Here is a 19578-nt window from a genome sequence, read left to right as displayed (position 1 = left end):
GCCTGTACCCCGGCCTGTACGTTGCCGAAACCAGGCGATAGGATCGCGCGATGAATGAGCGATCCTCGGCAGGGCGCGGCGCGGCGACGGGCCCGGAGACCGGCAGGGCGGCAACCAGCGATCGGCAGCCGCGCGTCAATCGCGACGAACGCTGCGCCGATCTGCTGCATCACGCCGCGCGCGAGGTCCTGGCGCAGGGCGGCTTTCCGGTCTCGTTCGATCGGCTGGCGCGCGCGGCTGCGGTCAGCAAGGCGCTGATCTACAATTATTTTCCAACCCAATACGCCCTGGGAAACGCCTTGCTGGGCGACGCGATCGGCGGGGTCGACCGCGATGCGCTGCGGGCTGCCGCGGCCGATCCGGATCTGTCCGCGGCGGCGCGGCGCTGCGCTCTGCTCTATTTCGATCTCGTCAGCGTGCGCGGGCCGCTGCTGCATGTCCTGCTCGCCGATGCCTATCTCGCGCGCGGGCCGGATCGGGCGATCTTCGGCCGCATCGCATTGGTCCTGCTGCCGCTGGTGCGGCGGTTGCGGGCAGCGTTGGACATCTCGTCGCGCGAGGCGAATGTCGTGCTGCAATTGCTGCTCACCCTGCCGGAGGAAGCCGGCCGCAAGGTGTTCAAGGGGGAGGCGGATGCCGCGCTGGCGCGGCGCCTGTGCGCCGAGACGGTGGAGGCCAGCCTGGCGGCGCTCAACGGCCAGGCGCCCCCGCATCTTGCCGATCTGTCGGCCGCCGCCGACTTCCTATGATCGCGTACCGTGTCGGTCGATCATGCGCGCGGTGCCGCCGCCGGTCGCCGGCATGACCAGTCGTTCGGCGGTGGCGAGATCGATCTTGCCGCGCGCGAGCAATCGACCGCCGCGCAGCGACAGGGCGGTCAGCATCGCGCCGACCAGCGCGCTGACCTGCGGCGGCACCTTGTACGCCTCGCTATAGACGCCGCCCAGCACCTTGCGATTGGCCGTACGCCGGTCCTCATGCGCGTCGCGTAGGATCGCGCGCACCTCCGCCACAGCGAGCAATTGCTGCAACACTTCGCCGCGCTGCGCGACCTGGCGCAGATAGGCCAGGGTGGTCAGCGTGTAGCGCATCTGCGGATCGGTGCATTGGCGACCGGCCGCCAGGCGCGCCTTGTTCATCTCGACCAGCTCGGCGCGGGCGATCTCGGCGAGCAATTCGGCGCTGCTGCGAAAATAATTGTAGGTCTGCGCCTCGCTCATGCCGAGTTCGCGCGCGATCCGCTTCATCGATACGGCGTGTGCGCCCTCGGCGCGCACCAGCCGATCGGCCTCGTCCACGATCTGTTGGCGGCGTTCCTCACGCGTCATGCGGCGGCGCGGGCGGCGCGAGCGCGCGCGCGCCGGGGCAATGACCACCTGGACGTTGCTGCCGGGCGGCGCGGCGGGCAGCGGAACCTGCGGCTCGTCCTTGCCGGCATAGACTTTGGCCCAATAGCCGCGCGTGGGATAGGGCACGAGCAGGCGATCGCAGATCTTGGCCAGCCCGTTACCGGACAGGCCGAGCTCCAGCGCGATCGCAGTCATCGGTTGCGACCAGACCAGATCATAGAGTTCGTCTCGCGACAGCGTCCGGGGGGCGTCTGTAGGACGCGGGGCGGCTTCGGGATCTGGCACTATGCATAGATCAACCATGTCGGGATTATCTTGGCAAGCGCACATGGTCTATTGACGACTCGTCCAATTAGAATCTATCCCGTAACCATCGCACCAATAGAGCTCGAATGAGCCGAGTGCGTCGGGAGAGGATTGGCGGCCTGGGCAAGTGTGCCCGGCCGGCTTCTTCCTCCCGTCCATGTGCCGGCATCGCCGGCATCGTCACCGGGGAGGGTTTGGATGACCGTACGTTCGACGATCGCATCGCTGCTGACGGGAGCCGCCGCCTTGGCGATGCCGTCCACCGTGGCCGCACAGACGGCGCCGGTCGGGCAGGAAGAGGCGGCACAGGCTGCGACCACCACGCCCGATTCCGCGACGGCGGTGGCCACCACCGACGATGCCGAGATCATCGTCACCGCGCAGCGCCGCGCCGAAAACGTCCAGCGCGTTCCGGTCGCGATCACCGCGGTGCGGGGCGATGCCCTGCAGCGGTTGAACATCACCAGTCCGCAGCAGCTGACGCTGATCGATCCCAGCGTGAAGTACAAGCAGAGCACCAGTGCCGGGAATTCCGGTTTCCTGATTCGCGGCATCGGCACGAGCAGCTTTTCCGCGGGGATCGAGCAGAGCATTTCCACCGTCGTCGACGGCGTGGTGCTGGGCGATCCCTCGACCATCTCGACGCTGGTGGATATCGAGCGCGTCGAGATCCTGCGTGGGCCGCAGGACATGTTGTTCGGCAAGAACGCCTCGGCCGGGCTGGTGTCGTTCACCACCGTCCGCCCGAAGATCGGCGTGACCGAAGTGACCGGGCATGGCGAGGTCGGCACGCAGGGGCATCTGGTCGGCACGGTGGTTGGCAACGTGCCCATCTCCGACACGGCGGCGCTGCGCGTGTTCGGCTTCTATAAGGAGCGCGACGGGGTGGTCACCAACCGCAATCCGGCACAGCCACGCGACGTCGACGGCCAGCTCAATTATGGCGGCGGGGTCAAATTGCTGTGGAAGCCGACCGACACGCTCAGCCTGTTCCTGTCCGGCGACTATTCCGAAGTCGGGCGGTTCTGCTGCTCGATGGTGTGGGCGAAGGTCGCGCCGGGCTACGCGCCCGCGGTCACGCTGGCGCAATACGGCATTACCCCTTCATCGACCAACCGCGAGGTCGCGATCGGCGGCCGTTCGTTCGGCTATGCCCATCGCGGCGGCGCCTCGCTCGAGGTCAATTACGAGATGGGCGATTATGCGCTGACGTCGCTCAGCGCCTATCGCCAGTCGTATCGCGAATCCTTCTATGATGGCGACAATACCACGGTGAACTATGTCGACCGCAACGGCGGGTCGAATGCGCTTCGCCAGTTCAGCCAGGAATTGCGCCTGACCTCGCCGACCGGTGGCCTGATCGATTATGTCGCCGGCCTGTTCCTGTTCGATCAGAATGCCGAGGGCTATATCGACCAGCAGGGGCGGCTCGAATGGATCGTGCCGGCCTCGAACGGCACGGTCATCCGCGTCGTGCCGAGCCAGCCGGTGGGGACGCTGTTCGACGGCAATCTGACCAACAAGGTCCATTCGCGCAGCTATGCCGGCTTCGCCCAGGCCAATCTCCACGCGACGGAGAACCTGACCTTTCTGTTCGGCGGGCGGCTTACGCACGATGTGCTCGATTTGAACTACAGGCGCGGCACGGTACCGGGCGCGGTGCCGATCCCGGGCGGTGTCACGCTGTCGCTGCAGCAGGGCATCAAGAACACCAATTTCTCGTTCCGCATCGGCGCGCAATATAGCCCGACCAGCGACGTGATGACCTATGCGACCGTGTCGCGCGGCTATAAGGGGCCGGGCTTCAGCGGGCTGACGGTATCGAACGCCTCGCAGGATCAGAGCGTCGCGCCGGAAATCCCGACCAATTACGAGATCGGCGTCCGCGCATCGTTGCTCGAACGCAAGCTGACCCTGAACGCCACCTTGTTCAAGACGCATGTGCGCGATTTCCAGGCGCAGGTCGCCGATCTGTCGAGCGCCAGCTATGCCAATCGCATCACCAATGCAGGGTCGCTCAACAGCAAGGGCGTGGAATTCAGCGTCATCGCGCGCCCGATCCCGGCACTGACGCTGAGTGGCGGCGGCTCCTATGTCGATGCGCGCTACGGCGACTTTAACGGCGTGCAATGCTATTTCGGCCAGCCCAAGGTCGCGCAGGGCGGCCCCTGCACCGCGCCGCCGGCCAATCCGACCTCGATCGACGGCTTCTTCAACGCTGCCGGCCTGCGGCTCGCGGCGGCGCCCAAGTTCAGCTACAATCTCGTCGCCGATTACCAGCAGCCGATCGGCGATTCCCTCCGCGGCTCGGTGCAGTTCAATTTCAGCGGGCAGTCCGACGTCAATTATTCCGCCAATGGCGATCCCGGCACGATCCAGAAGGCGTTCGGCTTGCTCGGCGGCAATATCGGCATCGGCGCGGCCGACAGCCGCTGGCGCGTCGGCGTGTTCGCGATCAACCTGCTCGACAAACGCTGGGCGGCGCAGAAGAATCCCAGCCCGACGACGACGCTCAATCCCGGCGGCTATCTGCAATATTACAGCCCGGATGCGGTCCGCACGATCGGCCTCAGCGTGGATTTCAAGCTGTGACCGCGCCCGCCACGATGACATTGTACAGCGCCCCGATGCCCGCCCCCAACCCGCGCCGGGTGCGCATCTTCGCCGCGGAGAAGGGCATCGTCTTGCCGGAAGTGCTGCTCGATCTGCGCGCGCGCGAGCATAAATCGGCCGAGCATCTGGCGCGCAATTCGCTCGGTCAGGTGCCGGTGCTGGAGCTCGAAGACGGCACGATGATCTCGGAGACGATCTCGATCTGCCGCTATCTCGATGCACGCTATCCCGAGCCGCCGATGTTCGGGCGGACGCCGATCGAGATAGCGCTGATCGACATGTGGGTTCGGCGCATCGAGATCCAGCTGGGCGAACCGACGCGGATGTTCTGGCGCCATGCGCATCCGGCGACCGCGGCGCTGATCGCGCAGCATACCGTGTTCGGGGAATCGAACCGCGCGATCATCGCCCGCGCGATGGACTGGCTCGAGCGTGACCTGGATGACGGCCGCGCGTTCATCGTTGGTGATAGCTACACGATGGCCGACATCGCGGCGCTTACGATGCTCGATTTCGCCGAACTGATCGGGCTCGCGCCGATCGGGGATCGCAAGGCGGTCGCCAGCTGGCATGATCGCGTCTCGCAGCGCCCCAGCGCGGCGGCATAATACCCATCTGCCAGACCGGAGAGCGCCACATGCAAAGCCGCCAGATCCATCTCGTCCGCCGCCCCAGCGGCGTCCCCGTCGCCGAGGACTTCGCGCTGGTCGAGCGCGCCTTGCCCGAGCCTGAAGCCGGCGAGGTCGAGGTCGAGGGGCTCTTGCTGTCGGTCGATCCCTATATGCGGCCGCGCCTGAACAGCGATCAGCCGCTCGACGAAGCGATGCTCGGTACCGGGATCGGGCGCGTGGTCCGATCGCGGGACGCCGGGATCGCGGAAGGCACGCTGGTGCGCCACGGCGCCGGCATGCGCGACCGGTTCGTCGTCGCCGCGGCGGCGCTGCGCCCGCTGGTGCGTGATCCCGATGTGCCGCTCAGCGTCTATATGCATGCCTTGGGGGCGACCGGGCTCACCGCTTATGGCGGGCTGTTCGAGATCGGCGCGTTGCAGGACGGCGAACAGGTCGTCGTCTCCACGGCTGGCGGTGCGGTGGGATCGGTGGCGGCGCAGATCGCCAAGCTCAAGGGCTGTCATGTCGTCGGCATCACCGGCAGCGACGACAAGGTCGCCTGGCTGCGCGAACAGGCCGGGATCGACACTGCGATCAATTACCGCACGCAGGATCTGGCCGCGGCGCTGGCCGAAGCGACCCCCGCGGGCATCGACGTCTATTCCGAAAATGTCGGCGGCGCGCATCTCGACGCGGTACTGCCGCGCATGAACGTGCGCGGGCGCATTCCGCTCTGCGGCATGATTTCGACCTATAATGGCGCGGGCGAGGGCGTGCGCAACCTGTCCGAGATGATCTACCGCCGGGTCCGGATGCAGGGCTTCGTCTCGACCGATCTGGTGCCGCTCACCGAGCGGTTCGTCGCCGATATGACCGGCTGGCTGAAGGCGGGGCACGTCAAGTATCAGGAGACGATCCTCGACGGGTTCGATCGCGCCCCCGAGGCGCTGATCGGCCTGTTCGACGGCCGCAACGCGGGCAAGATGCTGGTCAGGCTAGCGGATTGAGCTGACGTCCAGCGGATCGCGCCCGGCGCCGGGCGCCACGTGGTGGTCACGGTCAACGCCGCGCGCTAGGTAAGCGCCATGCTGGCTCCACGACTTCTGCTCCGCCCCTTCTCGATGATGCGCGCGTTCCTCGCCACCGAGGCGGCGGGCGGGATCGTGCTGATCGCCGCCGCGGCCGCCGCGATGCTCGTCGCCAATTCTCCCCTGGCCGCCGAGTATTTCGACACGTTGCACACGATGCTCGGCGGTCTGAGCCTGGCGCATTGGATCAACGACGGTCTCATGGCGCTGTTCTTCCTGGTCGTGGGGCTGGAGATCAAGCGCGAGGTGCTCGACGGGCAGTTGGCGCGCTGGTCGGATCGGCTGCTGCCGGGCGTGGCGGCGTGTGCCGGGGTCGTGGTGCCCGCGCTGATCTACGTCGCGATCAACCGGGGGGATCCTGCCGGCTTGCGGGGCTGGGCGATTCCCGCCGCCACCGACATCGCGTTCGCGCTCGGCGTGCTCGCCTTGCTCGGGTCGCGCGTGCCGTCGTCGCTGAAGATCTTCCTTACCGCGGTGGCGATCATCGACGATCTGATTGCGGTGCTGATCATCGCCTTGTTCTACACCGCCGAGCTGAACCTCGCGGCGCTGGCCGGGGCCGGCGGCGGGCTGCTGGTGCTGGCCTTGTTCAATCGCCGCGGCGTCAACGCGCTGTGGCCCTATCTGCTGGTCGGCGCGGTCGTCTGGGCGTTCACGCTGCAGTCGGGAATCCACGCCACGCTTGCCGGGGTGGCGGTGGCGATGACCATCCCGATGATCCGGACGCCGGGCCGGCCCGATGCCGAACATGCACCGCTGATCCGCCTCGAACACGGCCTCCATCCTTGGATCGCGTTCGCGATCGTGCCGATCTTCGGCTTTGCCAATGCCGGGGTGGCCTTGGGTGGCTTTTCGCCCGCCGAGTTGCTCGCGCCGGTGCCGCTGGGCGTGGCGCTCGGGCTGCTCATCGGCAAGCAGGTCGGCATCTTCAGTGCGGTCTGGCTGCTGGTGCGGATGGGCTGGGCGGCGCGGCCGCGGCATGCCAGCTGGGTGCAAGTCTATGGCGTGTCCTTGCTGTGCGGGATCGGCTTTACGATGAGCCTGTTCATCGGCGGGCTCGCGCTGGGCGATGGATCGCACCAGAACGACGCCGCCAAGCTCGGCATTTTGCTCGGCTCGATCGCCTCGGCGGTGGCCGGCTTCGCCGTGCTCCGCGTCGGAGCGACACCGCGTCGGGCGTGAGCCCGTGCCCGTATACTTGTCCCTCAGCATCCCAAGTCGCCTGCCATGTGCGATGGCGGCACTATAGCATTGAGGAGGGAAGCGTCCCCGCTGCCACAAGGGCAAGTATAAGTCTCAGGATGCTGCCTATTAATCGATGAACTCTGAAAGCTTTTACAGCAGCGGTCAGTATGCTAGTGGGTAGGGCCTTCATGTATTGAGACGGGGGCGATCGATGGGACGGGATGGCGAAGGTCCGGAAGCGAAGGCTGCTTCGGTGGGGGCGCGAGAGACTTGGGTGATGCCGGAGATCGAGTCGTTCGATGCGGTCGCCGTCACGGAGAACACCAGCACTAATCTGGGCGATTTCCTTAATAGCGCCAGCTAAAACGTCGCGCCTTGCGCTATTATTTCGGCGGGCTGCGGCTCGATGCGGCGGTGCCGCTGGACGGCTTGCGTCAAGCGCCGCCGGGGGCTGCCGCGTATCGCGCGGCCTTCACCATAGACGTCACGCACGGTGCGATGCCGCTGGCCGACACGATCCTGTATCGCTGGGTCGGGCGCTACGGCCTGACATTGGGCAGGTCGGCCGGCGAGTGGCTGTTCGCCTCCGCGCTGGATGGCGCGTTCCTGATCGATCCCGAACAGGCCCGGATCCGCTGTATCGTGGCCGATCCGGCCGGCCGAGCGTGGCGCGACGTGCTGGTCCGCCGCGTGTTGCCGCGGGTCGCGATCCTGGCCGGCGCCGCTGCGCTCCATGCCGCGGCGGTCGCCAGCGACGCGCGCGCCATATTGCTGCTGGGCGCGTCCGGGGCCGGCAAGTCGACGCTCTGCGCGATGCTCGGCACGGCTGGCTGGGACGTGCTGAGCGAGGATATCTCGCTGCTATGGGAGGCGGGTGCGCCTCACGTCGCGCCCGCCACCACCGGGACATGCCTGTGGGATGACAGTCGCGCAGCGCTCGGCCTCGCGGCGGCGCGCTGCACGCCGCTCGCCGGCTATGACGGCAAATCCCATTGCCAGGCGGATCAGCAGGGCGGCGTCGCCCCCGTGCCGCTCGCCGCGCTGGTCTTCGTGCAGCGCGCACCGGACGCGGCAGCCCACATGCTGCAACGGCTACGCGCCGCCGAGGCGCTGATCCGCGCGGCGCAGCAGCGGGTGCGCTTCAACCCCGGCGATGACAGTGGCCGCGAAGCGCTCGACCTGTTCGCGCGGCTGCGCGCGATCGTGCGCGTCACGCCCTGTTACCGCCTGACCTATCGCGGCGATTATGCGGCGCTGGGAACAGTCGAGCCGGTGCTGCGCGGGCTGCTGCGCGCATGACCGGAGCCACGCCCTATGATCTGACCACCGCGGCGCACGATTATCGCGCCTGGGAGGGGCCGCCGCGGCGGACCGTATTGCTTTGCACGCATCCGCGCTCGGGCAGTACGTTGTTGGGCGAGGCGCTGTATTTCGCCGGCGGGCTGGGCTGCCCGCTGGAATATTTCCACCCCGGCTTCCGCCCCGGCCTGGCCGAGCGCTGGGCGACACCCACGCTGGCCGAGTATATCCGGGCCGCGCACCGCTGGCGTACCGATCCGAGCGGCACGTTCGCGGTCAAGCTGTTCTGGCGCGATATCGAGCAGATGGCGGCAGAACGCGATCCCGATCGGTTCGCCGCGTCGGGGCTGTCGCCGCCCGATCAAGTGCCGCCCGAGACCTATCGCGCGATCGCGGCGCTGCTGGCCGATATAGTGCCCAACCCGCGCTTCGTGCACCTGCAGCGCAACGATCGGGTGCGTCTGGCGATATCGGGGATGACCGCGATGCAAACCGGGATCTGGCGCGTCATCCCCGCCGCCGGCGCGCGCGCACCGCGCGGCCCGGTCGCCTATGATGCCGACCGGATCGATCGCTACATCGCCACGACCGACGCGTGCCACGCGCATTGGCGCAATTTCTTCGCCGCGATCGGCGCCGAGCCGCACGGCGTTAGCTATGAGGCGCTCAAGCGGGATTATCAGGCGACGGTCGCCGGCACGCTTGCCTGGCTGGGCAGCACGGCGGCGGTCCCGGCGGCGCGGATGCGTCGACAATCGGGAATGGCGGACGAAGCGCTCGTGCTGCGCTATCTCCGCGAGCGCGGTGGTGGCGCAGGCCGCTAAACGCCGATCGCGTGATCCAGCCACAGATCCATCGCCACCACGAACCATAAGGGGGCCAGCCGGGTGGTGCCGAGCGGGGTGGTCGATCCGCTGTCGCGCCATGCCTTGGCGGGGGCGAACAGCGCGTCGATCCGGTCGCCATCGATCCAGCCTAGCCGGGCGAGCGTCATGGTGCGCGGCGGCCGGCGGCGGAAATAATCCGCCAGTACATCCACCGTGCTGTTCAGGAAAAGCGCCTTGTCCTGCCGTTGCCGCACCGCTTCGGGCAGCGTGCCGCGCATCGCCTCGCGTAGCAGATATTTCCGCTCCCCCTTGTGGCGCAGCATCGGTCCCGACGCGCCCATCAGAAAGGTGGTCAGGCGCAGATCGTGGAACGGATGGCGCATCTCGACGCCGTGCGCCTCGGCGAAGGCGAGCAGCGGCTCATAGCCGACGTAGCGGCGCGCATGCGCGAACACGGCATAACGCTGCTTCTGCGCGAAGCCGTGCGGGGCGAATGGCGGTTTCGTGTCGTGCCAGCGTTGGGCGAGCCCGATCCGCGCGGCCCATTCCGGCCGGATCCATTCGGGCATCGGCGTGTCGAACACCAAGGCGGGGGTGAGGAATTTGGCGCGATAGGCTGGGCTGACGATCGGGGCGAGCGCGCGGAAGGCGGTGCGTTGCAACCGCCTGTAGCGCGGCTCGGCCGGGAACTGGCCGAGCGCCTCGCGCAGCAGGCCGAGCAGATCGCCACGCAGCAGCATGTCGGGCAGGTGGCCAAGCCCGCCGCCGAGCCATTCGTCGCCGCCTTCGCCGGTCAGCAGCACGCGTTCGCCCGCTGCCTGCTGGGCGCGAATCCCGGCGGTGGTGCCATCCGTCAGACTGGGGCGCAGCGGCAGTTGCAGCGTCTCCGCGCACCATCGCCCGGCGGCGTCGAGGTCATAGGCTTCGCGCCCGACGATACGCGCAGCGATCCCGCAATGTGCTTCGACCGCGCTGCTCCACCGCGTCTCGTCCTGCGCTTCGCCGGGGAAACGGGCGGATATCGCACCGATCTGCCGGTCCACCTGCCCCGCACGGTGCAGTTCGGTGAGGCGTGCGACCACGCTCGACGAATCCAGGCCACCGGAAAGATGCGCGCCGACTCCGGTGTTGCTGCGCATCGTCGCGCTCAGCGCCTGATCGAACAGCGCGTTGAACCGGTCGACATGGTCCGCTTCGGACAGTCGCCGGTGATCCGCGAACGGCCCGACATGCCATTGCCAGTGCGCGACCCGGCCGCGTTCGAGGCGCAGCGCCGCACCTTGCCCAAGCCGTTGGATCTGCGCCCACACCGTTTCGTCATGCGTCATGAAGCGGGCGGCGATCATTTCGCCGATCGCGGCCTCGTTGAGGCGCCGATCAAGCCCCAGCCCGACGATCAGCGCGCGGGGTTCGGTGGCGAAACCGAACGTGCGCCCGTCGAACGTCCATAGGAACGGCCGCCACCCCATCGGCGATCGTGCGCATAACAGCCGTTGCGCGTGCGGCTGCCAGATCGTCAGCGCCCAATCGCCGACCAAGGCCTGCAGGAAATCCTCGCCGCGGCGCTCGAACAGCGCGAGCGCCAGCGTGGCATCGGGGGCGTCGCGCAAGGCCTGGCCGGGGGCGCCAAGCAGGCCGAGCAGATCGGCACGATTGTCCAGCCGGCCATCGAATGCGATCACCGCGCCCGATGCGCCGGTCAACGGCTGACGCTCGCCGACCGCTTCGGGGGTGGTCGCGTGGTGGAAGCGGATCAGGCCCGCCGGGCCGGCGTGCCAGATGCTCCGGCCGTCGAAACCGCGCGGCGCGGCGGCGGCGGCGATGCGCGCGAGCGTCGTCGCGGGCATCGCGCGCCCATCGACATGCACCGCGCCGGCGATCGCGCTCATCCGGCGTCGCCGCGTCGTTCGATCAACCCCTTGGCGAGTGCCTGATCGATGAATGCCGCGACATCGGCAGCGATATGGTCGGGCGGCGCAGCATAAAGGCCGGCGAGCCGCGCGACGATCATGGCCGGGCTCAATCCGTCCGCAATGCCCCGCCAGATCGCCGCTGCGGGAGGATTGAGCGCGTGATAGCGGCCGTCGCGCGGGTCGAACAGCGCGAGCTCTCCGTCAAGGTCGTTCCAGTCGATCGAAGAACAGATGAACAGCAAAGTCGTATGGCTCGCCTATGAGTTGGATATGGCCAATGAGTATCGGCGCGCTCGCTGTATAGATAGCTTTCTGACTGCAATTCGTCTGTCGAATTAATGATTAGGTGTAGTAGATCGCACAATCTTCTTTTGCCTAATGGCCCATAATATGCATGTATGGCGTGCGTTCGCCAAGGGGCTTGTTGGCGATACATGAGCGAAGGGGGAGGGGCATGATAAGGATCGATACACGCTTCGTGATTGCCGGGCTGGCCGTGCTGACCAGCGGCCTCGCCGCCACGCCGGCGGGCGCCCAGGCGACGCGCACATGGGTCTCGGGTGTCGGCGACGATGCCAATCCGTGCAGTCGCACCGCACCGTGCAAGACATTTGCCGGCGCGATCTCGAAGACCGCGGCGGGCGGCGAGATCAATTGCATCGATCCCGGCGGCTTCGGTGCGGTCACCGTGACCAAGGCGGTCACCTTCCTGTGCGATACCACGGAGGCCGGCGTGCTGGTGGCGGGCACCAATGGGTTCACGATCAACGCCGGTGACGCCGATGTCGTGACGATCAGCGGCATCGACATTTTCGGGCCGACCGGATCGCCGGGGTTGAACGGCGTGCGCTTCATCAACGGCGCAGGACTCAATATCCGCAATACGACGATCAAGGGGTTCAACGCGCAGGGTGTCTCGTTCGAGGTGGGGACGGGCGACACCGCGTTCCTCAACCTCGATAATGTGATCATCACCGGCAATGGTGCGACGGCCGACGCGAGCAGCGGTGGCGTGCGCATCGCGCCGGCCACCGGGGCGACCGCCAATGTCGTGCTCAATCATGTTCGTATCCAGGACAGCAAGAATGTCGGGCTGCGTCTCGATCTGACCGGGACGACGAGCACGAAGATCAGCGTTCAGGCCAATGGCGGCGTGATCACGAACAGCGGCATCGGGCTCTTCGCCAAGGCGCTGCCCGGGACGGGCACGGTGGAAGTGGCCATGGTCGATGCGCTGATCGCGGGGAACGGCTCGCTCGGCGTCGCCGGCAATGGCAGCGGGGTGACCGGGCGGTTCGCCAACAATACGATCACCGCCAATGGCGCAGCCTCGGCCGCGGCTGCGACCGGCGTCAGCGCCGGCAACGGATCGGTCCTGGCGAGCTATGGAAACAATCACCTCGACGGTAATCTCAACAGCGCCGGCGCCGTTGCCAATGGCGCCTTTACGGGCACGATCCCGCCGCACTGAGCCGATCTGCGACCTGGCCGGTCCGCCCGTTGTCGCCACGGCAACTGGGCGGGCTGACCGCGGGTGCGGCCGATCGGCAATGGGGTCAGCGCCGTTGGCGTACCAGCATGGTGATCAGCCCGCCGCTTACGGTCAGTACCGCCAATACGATCATCAGCGGCGCGAAATCGCTCGGGGTCGCCAGCAGCCAGGTCAGTAGCGGGCCGAGGATGGCGGGCAGCGTGTTGGTCAGGTTGAGCAGCCCCAGATCGCGGCCGCGGCGGCGGGGATCGGGCAGCAACTGCATGGCAAAGCCGGTGTGCAGCGCGAGATAGACCTGCGAGCCCGCGACATAGATGCCGAACGCGATTGCCGCCGCCGGCCAGCTTGCCGCCAGCGCCATGCCGGCCAGCCCGAGCGCGGCGACCAGCGCGGCGCCGAGCAGCACCGGTTTGCGCCGCCCGGTGAGATCCGACACGCGCCCGAGCAGGATGGCGAGCGGCAGCGGCACGATGAAGGCGATGGTCATCAGGCTGCCGATATGCGGTGCAAGCGCGATCGGCCCATGGCCCGGCGCGATGCTTTCGATGTAATAAAGCAGGTATAGCGACAGGACGTTGCCGGCGACCTGCATCAACAGCCGGCCCGCCCAGGCCGCGGCCAGATCGCGACGCGCGGGTGCGGGCGGCAGAGCGTCGGATGCGCCTGGGTCGGGCTTTCGCGTCGGGCGTGTTAGCACGATAGGCAGCACGCAGCCGGCAAGCGTCAGCCAGACGAGCGCGAGGCGCATCGCCTCGCCCAGCGCAGTCAGGCTGAGCAGCACGGCCGACACTGCCGCGGCGAGCGGGCTCCCCAGCGCGAGCAATCCCCCCGCCAGTCCTTTGCGGTCATCCGGCACCTCTTCGGCCATCATCGCGAACAAGGGGGCCAATACGGCGTTGATCGCGATCTGGAACGCAGCGATGCTCAGCACGATGGCGAGCGGCGTGACCGCCGCGGCGATTGCGGCAAAGGCCATGCCGGTCCCCACCAGCCCGGCGGTGACCCAGATGCGCCGCCCGCCGCCTGCGGCGACCGATCGATCGCTGAGCCAGCCGAACAGGATATTGGCCAGGCTCGCCGCGGCCGCGCCGGCGAGGACGGTCGCGGTGAGCACGCCGATCCGCGCCTCGCCGGCGAGCAATTCTACCTTGATCGGCAGCAGCAGCGTGAGGAGCGGGAGATAGCCGACCACGCCCCCCGCGGCAGCCAGCGCGTAGAGTGGCAGCGCACGACTGGCGCGGGGGGCGAGGGGAACGGGCGACGACATCCGCTGTCGCTGTGGCCCCTCGCTGGCCGCCGGGCAACTCCCGGCGTGCGCCGGCTCAGGGCTGCATCGTCGCCGCGTCCAGCGCGACCATCTTGGTCAGCGTGCGATCGGTCGCGTCGCGCGCCAGCGCGACCCGGTACTGGCCGCCGGTGATCCGCCAGCCCGGCAGCCGCGTGTCGTAATCGGCCAGGATGCGCGGTTCGGCGGTCAGCGTGATGCGGCGCGTTTCACCCGGTTTCAGCGTCACGCGGGTGAAGGCGGCGAGGCGCATCGGCGTGTCCGATCCGGCCCGCGCGACATAGATTTGCGGTACGTCTGCGCCCGCGCGCTTGCCGGTATTGATCACTTCGAACGAAACGGACAGCGTCTTGCCGCCGGTGACTGCAAAATTGCGATAGGCGAAGTTGGTGTAGCTGAGCCCGTGCCCGAACGGGAAGAGCGGCGCGCGGCGCTTCTTTTCATACCAGCGATAGCCGACATCGGCGCCCTCGACATAGTCGATCGGGAAGCTCTTGAGCTGGTAATTCGAGGCGTTGGCGGGATTGGCGGCGGCTTGCGCCTCGAGGCTGGTCAGCGTGTCGATCCCGACCGGTGCGGGGCGCGGCGCCTGCGTGGCGCTGGCCGGGAAGGTGATCGGCAGACGGCCCGATGGATTGACCTTGCCGGTCAGCAGATTGGCGATCGCCTCGCCGCCGCGCTGCCCGGGATACCAGGCCTGCAGCACCGCCGGCACTTGTGCCAGCCAGGGCATCGTCACCGGGCCGCCGGTTTCGAGCACGGCCACGGTTTTCGGCTGCGCCGCGGCGACCGCCGCGATCAGCGTATCCTGGCGATCGGGCAGCGACAGATCGGCGACATCCTGCGCCTCGGTGGTCCACTGCGTGGCGAACACGATCGCGATGTCGGCGTTGCGCGCCGCTGCCGCCGCCGCGGCGACGTCCGTGCCATCGACGAACGTGACCTGCGCCTGTGGCAGCGCCGCCTTGATCGCCTTGAGCGGCGAGGAGGCGTGATAGGTATAGCGCGCGAACGACATCGCCGCGCCCGAGGTCAGCGGGATTTCGATCGGCGCACCGCCGACCGAGCGCACCTGGCTCGATCCGCCGCCCGACAGGACGCCGACATCCGCGCGCCCGCCGATCAGCACGATCCGCTTGGCGGAGCGCGCCAGCGGCAACAGTCGGCCCTCGTTCTTGAGCAGCACGATGCCCGCTTCCGCGGTGCGCTGCGCGACCAAAGCGTTCTTCGCGTAGGGAATGGCGGCAGGCTTGGCCGGCATCGGCGTGTCATATGCGCCGGTCTGGATCAGCCCGGTCAGATAGCGCGCGACCATGTCGTCGAGCCGCGCGGCCGAGACGGCGCCGGACGTGACCGCGGCCTCGAGCGGCGCGGAGAAATAGGGCGCCTTGTCGAGTTCCTGCCCGGATTGCTGATCGAGCCCGGCATTGGCCGCCTTGGCGGTCGAATGCACACCGCCCCAATCGCTCATCACCCAGCCGGGATAGCGCCAGTCGCGCTTGAGCACGCGGTTGAGCAGAAAATCGTTCTCGCACGCCCAATCGCCATTCACCTTGTTATAGGCGCACATCACGGAAGCGGGTTTTCCCGTCTCAATCGCGATCTGGAACGCGAGCAGATCGCTCATCCGCAGATCCGCCTCGCCGATCCGCGCATCGGCGACCATCCGGCCGGTTTCCTGCGCATTGAGCGCAAAATGCTTGATCGTGGAGACGATGCGGTTGGATTGCACGCCGACGATATGCTGCCCCGCCAGCCGCCCGGCGAGCAGCGGATCTTCGCCGAGATATTCGAAATTGCGCCCGTTCCACGGATCGCGCGTCAGGTTGACGCCGCCGGCCAGCAGGACGTTGAAGCGCTTGGCGCGCGCCTCGCTACCGATCATCGCGCCGCCGGCGCGGGCGATCGCCGGATCGAAGCTGGCGGCGGTGGCGAGTGCCGAGGGAAGCGCAGTCGCCACATCGCCCTTGCGCTGCTCGACCTGATTGGCGACGCCGAGCGAGGCATCGCTCTCGCGCACCAGCGGCACGCCCAGACGCGGAATACCGTCGATATGGCCGGCGGCCATGATCAGCTCATTCTTGGTCTTGCCGACCGCGAAGGGCGGGAACAGGCCGTGGACCAGCGCAATCTTCTCTGCCAGCGTCATCCGCGCAACGATCGAATCGGCGCGGGCACGGGCGTCGTCGCGCACGGTCGACGTGCGCGGCGCACCGGCGCGTGCGGCGGGCACAACGGTCAGCGCGAGCATTGACGATATGGCAAGCGCCGCGCGGAATTTCGTCGACATATATCCTCCCTGTGCCGTCTTTGCGGCCGTGTCGCGTATTGGCGATGCGTTAAGCTAGCGCGTTGCCGCTAGCATCGGCAGCAGTAAGAGCATAGATTGGGAACGTTCACAATATTGTCGTGCAGCCCGCCAAACTGTTGACAAGATCGCGGAAACGCAGCAAGTGAACGTTCTCAATGAGGTGCGGGGGCAACCGCACGTAGTGTAATGGGGAGGACAATCATGCGCGGCTTTACGGCTAGGACGCTCTCGAAACTCGTACTATCGGCGTCCACGCTGGCGCTTGCCGGCCTGCCGCAACTCGCCGTCGCGCAGGATGCCGCCGCGACGATGGGTAATCCCGGCCCCTCCGACATTCCCCCGGCGCCCGCCGACGGCGAGACTGCCGACGGCGATATCGTCGTCACCGGCATCCGCGCCAGCTTGCGGCAGGCGGTCGACATCAAGCGCGACGGCCAGGGCGTGATCGATGCGATCTCGGCCGAAGACATCGGCAAGTTCCCCGATACCAATCTCGCCGAATCGCTGCAGCGCATCACCGGCGTGTCGATCGATCGCTCGAACGGCGAAGGCTCCACCGTGACGGTGCGCGGCTTCGGCCCGGAATATAACCTGGTGACATTGAACGGCCGGCAGATGCCGACCGCGACGCTCGGCGACGGCGCCAGCGCGCCGGCCTCGCGCTCGTTCGATTTCGCCAACCTCGCGTCCGAGGGCGTCGCTGCGGTCGAGGTCTACAAGACTGGCCGCGCCGCCGTGCCGTCGGGCGGGATCGGCTCGACGATCAACATCCGCACGCCGCGCCCGCTCGATCGGCCCGGCCTGCGCGGCAGCATCGCGGCCAAGGGCGTCGTCGATACGTCGCAGAACGGCAAGAATCAGGTCACGCCCGAAGTTTCGGGCATCTTCAGCGCGACGATGGGCGCCAGCGATCAGTTCGGCATTCTGCTGTCCGGCGTGTATCAGAAGCGCAATGCGAGCGTGAACACCGGCTCGGTCGGGTTCGGCAACTCGTTCCTTGGCACGGAGAACGATTGGGGCACGCTCGGGCCGGAGGGGCCCAACGTGATCAACCGTCCGGGTCCGAACGACGTTTACGAAGTGCCGCAGAGTGCGGCGTACAACCTCACCGACATCAAGCGCGAGCGCATCAACGGCCAACTGGTGCTGCAGGCGCGGCCGACCGACTCGCTCACCGCGACGGTCGATTTCACCTATTCGCGCAACAAGATCGAAGCGCGCGACAGCAGCGTGGGCGTCTGGTTCAACTTCGGCGATACCTCGACGTCATGGACCGACGGTCCGGTCGCGGGCCCGGTATTCTACACCGAGCGGTTCGGGCCGGGTAAGGACCTGTCGTACAGCGGATCGCTGACCGCCAACGTGACCGAGAACAAATCGCTGGGCGGCAATCTGAAGTGGGAAGCGCCGGGCGGCGTCACCGTGTCGCTCGATGCGCACCATTCGACCGCGGAATCGAAGCCGACCAACAAATACGGCAGCAGCACCTCGGTCGGCTCCGCAATCTTCGGGGTCGCGTCGCAGACGGTGGATTTCACCAAGGACCTGCCGGTCATTTCCTATGTCATGCAGCCAGGCATCAACGCACTGAACCCTGCGCTGATCAACGCGACCGGCAACTCGTTCCGAAACGCCTATTTCCGCGACGAGATCAACCAGGTCCAGCTGAGCGGCCGGTACGATCACGACGGTGATTTCCTAGACTCGATCGACGTCGGTTTCTCGTATGTCGATAACAAGGTGCGCTCGGCCTACGGCTTCACCCAGAACGATACCTGGGGCGGCGTCGGCACGCCGGCAGACCTGCCCGACGACCTGTTCGAGCTCGTCAGCCTGCCGGACAAATTTGATGGAGTGAGCGGTGCGGATTCGGGAATTATCCCGGCTTATTATCGTTTCAACTTCGAACGGATGGTCGACCTGCTCGACAGCAAGTTCAAGATTTGCGGCGGTGACGGCAATTGCCTGGCCAATTACGAGACCGATCGCCGCATCCGAGAAAAGACAATCTCTCCGTTTGTTCAGGTGAATACAAAGTTCGATCTGTTTGGCCGCACTGCACATATTATCGGCGGTGTTCGCTACGACCAAACGACGATCAGTTCGCGCTCGCTGACCCCGGTCCCAACCGGCACGGCGTGGGTTGCGGCGGGCGAATTCAACATCCTCTACGGCACGGACAGCACCTTCCTGACTAATAAGGGCAGCTACCAAAACTGGTTGCCGGCGATCGATTTGGACTTTCAGCCGATCCAGAACGTCAAGCTGCGCGCGTCGTATAGCCATACGATCACGCGCGCCGATTATAGCAGCCTGCAAGGCGGCCTGACGCTTAGCCGTCAGTTCGGCATCGCCGGCGGCGGTGGTCTGCAGGGGAACCCTAACCTCGTGCCATTCCTGTCCAAGAATATCGATCTTTCTGCGGAGTGGTATTACAGCGATACGAGCTACATCTCGGCCGGTTATTTCCGCAAGAAAGTGTCGAATTTCATCAACTCGCAGGAAGTCGAGCGCTCGGCGTTTGAATTGCGCAATCCGGGTGATGGGCCACGCTTCCGTGCCGCGCAGGCGGCGCTCGGCGGTACGACCGACGTGTCGCGTATCCGCGACTATATCCTGCGCAACTATCCCGCCTCGGTGGAAGTCGCGCGCGATGCGCAGGGTGCCCCGGTACTCGACGTGAACGGTTATTATACCGGGCGCATCTTCGGGTTGGCGGAGGACGGGCTGGTCGACTTCCGCGTCGGCACCCCGTTCAATTCGGACCAGAAGGCGACGATCGACGGCTTCGAATTCGCCATTCAGCATAGTTTCTGGAACACGGGGTTCGGGGCGATCCTGAACTATACGATCGTCAACGGGGATGCGAAGTTCAACAATGCGTTGAACCCGAATGTCGGTCAGTTTGCGCTGGCAGGTCTCAGCGACAGCGCGAACGCGGTGCTCTATTACGACAAGAACGGCCTGCAGGCACGTGTGGCGTACAACTGGCGCGATGAATTCTATGCCGGCGGTAACCCGAACCCGACCTATGTCGAGAAATACGGTCAGGTTGATGCCAGCGCGAGCTATGAGTTCATCAAGGGCCTGACCGGTTTCGTTGAGGGTATCAACCTGACCGGACAGGGCCGCCGCGGGCACCGCCGCTCGGACAATTTCGTCACCTTCGCGCAGCCGGGCGACGCGCGTTATTCGGCCGGCTTGCGCTTCAGCTTCTGAGGCGGGACGTCGGATCGGGATGAATGGCCACCTCCATCGCTTGGGGGTGGCTTTTTCACGCTGCCGGCGGCAGGCCTGAT

Annotated in this window: 14 protein-coding genes; 9 read left to right on the top strand and 5 right to left on the bottom strand. The window is 66.7% G+C overall.

Features of this window, described 5'->3' with window-relative positions; genetic code table 11:
- Positions 1–50 precede the first annotated feature (50 nt).
- Positions 51–749, top strand: a complete 699-nt coding sequence (locus tag NV401_RS11575; protein ID WP_261294582.1) for a TetR/AcrR family transcriptional regulator — start codon at positions 51–53, stop codon at positions 747–749.
- Here NV401_RS11575 and NV401_RS11570 read toward each other — a convergent pair.
- Positions 744–1634, bottom strand: coding sequence for a TetR/AcrR family transcriptional regulator (locus NV401_RS11570; protein WP_261294581.1), 891 nt, complete (start codon positions 1632–1634; stop codon positions 744–746). The genes NV401_RS11575 and NV401_RS11570 overlap by 6 nt on opposite strands.
- A 219-nt stretch (positions 1635–1853) precedes the next feature.
- Between NV401_RS11570 and NV401_RS11565 the strand changes: the two genes are divergently transcribed.
- The 6 genes from NV401_RS11565 to NV401_RS11540 all read left to right on the top strand — a co-directional run bounded on the left by NV401_RS11565 (position 1854) and on the right by NV401_RS11540 (position 9275).
- On the top strand, positions 1854–4247 hold the full coding sequence (locus NV401_RS11565; protein ID WP_261294580.1) for a TonB-dependent receptor: 2394 nt from the start codon (positions 1854–1856) through the stop codon (positions 4245–4247).
- The gene (locus tag NV401_RS11560) at positions 4244–4876 is read left to right on the top strand and encodes a glutathione S-transferase family protein (RefSeq protein ID WP_261294579.1); all 633 of its coding nucleotides are present in this window, start codon (positions 4244–4246) and stop codon (positions 4874–4876) included. The genes NV401_RS11565 and NV401_RS11560 overlap by 4 nt, the downstream gene beginning before the upstream one ends.
- 29 nt (positions 4877–4905) lie before the next feature.
- Complete coding sequence (locus tag NV401_RS11555) at positions 4906–5886, top strand: NADP-dependent oxidoreductase (RefSeq protein ID WP_261294578.1); 981 nt, start codon at positions 4906–4908, stop codon at positions 5884–5886.
- 78 nt (positions 5887–5964) lie between these two features.
- Positions 5965–7149 carry a Na+/H+ antiporter NhaA gene (gene nhaA / locus NV401_RS11550; protein WP_261294577.1) on the top strand — a complete coding sequence of 395 codons (1185 nt, stop codon included), beginning with the start codon at positions 5965–5967 and terminating at the stop codon, positions 7147–7149.
- A 378-nt stretch (positions 7150–7527) separates the two neighbouring features.
- Entirely contained in the window at positions 7528–8451 is a 924-nt protein-coding gene (locus NV401_RS11545; protein ID WP_261294576.1) for a hypothetical protein, read from the top strand.
- A complete protein-coding gene (locus NV401_RS11540) occupies positions 8448–9275 on the top strand; it encodes a Stf0 sulfotransferase family protein (RefSeq protein ID WP_261294575.1) in 828 nt (275 codons plus the stop codon). The genes NV401_RS11545 and NV401_RS11540 overlap by 4 nt, the downstream gene beginning before the upstream one ends.
- Here NV401_RS11540 and NV401_RS11535 read toward each other — a convergent pair.
- Together NV401_RS11535 and NV401_RS11530 are read right to left on the bottom strand one after the other, a co-directional pair.
- Complete coding sequence (locus tag NV401_RS11535) at positions 9272–11167, bottom strand: asparagine synthetase B family protein (protein ID WP_261294574.1); 1896 nt, start codon at positions 11165–11167, stop codon at positions 9272–9274. The two genes, NV401_RS11540 and NV401_RS11535, sit on opposite strands and share 4 nt — an antisense overlap.
- Positions 11164–11433: a PqqD family protein gene (locus NV401_RS11530; protein ID WP_261294573.1), complete on the bottom strand. Its 270-nt coding sequence runs from the start codon at positions 11431–11433 to the stop codon at positions 11164–11166. Before NV401_RS11530 ends, NV401_RS11535 begins: the two co-directional genes overlap by 4 nt.
- A 212-nt stretch (positions 11434–11645) precedes the next feature.
- Between NV401_RS11530 and NV401_RS11525 the strand changes: the two genes are divergently transcribed.
- Positions 11646–12662, top strand: coding sequence for a hypothetical protein (locus NV401_RS11525; protein WP_261294572.1), 1017 nt, complete (start codon positions 11646–11648; stop codon positions 12660–12662).
- A gap of 85 nt (positions 12663–12747) precedes the next feature.
- Here NV401_RS11525 and NV401_RS11520 read toward each other — a convergent pair whose 3' ends face one another.
- Both NV401_RS11520 and NV401_RS11515 read right to left on the bottom strand, forming a co-directional pair.
- Complete coding sequence (locus tag NV401_RS11520; protein ID WP_261294571.1) at positions 12748–13950, bottom strand: MFS transporter; 1203 nt, start codon at positions 13948–13950, stop codon at positions 12748–12750.
- Positions 13951–14005: 55 nt separating this feature from the next.
- Positions 14006–16258, bottom strand: a complete 2253-nt coding sequence (locus NV401_RS11515) for a beta-glucosidase (protein WP_261294570.1) — start codon at positions 16256–16258, stop codon at positions 14006–14008.
- A 222-nt stretch (positions 16259–16480) separates the two neighbouring features.
- Here NV401_RS11515 and NV401_RS11510 point away from each other — a divergent pair, with 222 nt between their 5' ends.
- Positions 16481–19498: a TonB-dependent receptor gene (locus NV401_RS11510; protein ID WP_261294569.1), complete on the top strand. Its 3018-nt coding sequence runs from the start codon at positions 16481–16483 to the stop codon at positions 19496–19498.
- The last annotated feature ends 80 nt before the right edge of the window (positions 19499–19578 follow it).

The sequence above is a fragment of the Sphingomonas hylomeconis genome (genome assembly GCF_025370105.1).
GTDB lineage: Bacteria > Pseudomonadota > Alphaproteobacteria > Sphingomonadales > Sphingomonadaceae > Sphingomonas > Sphingomonas hylomeconis.
This window is presented reverse-complemented; position numbering and strand designations above follow the sequence as displayed.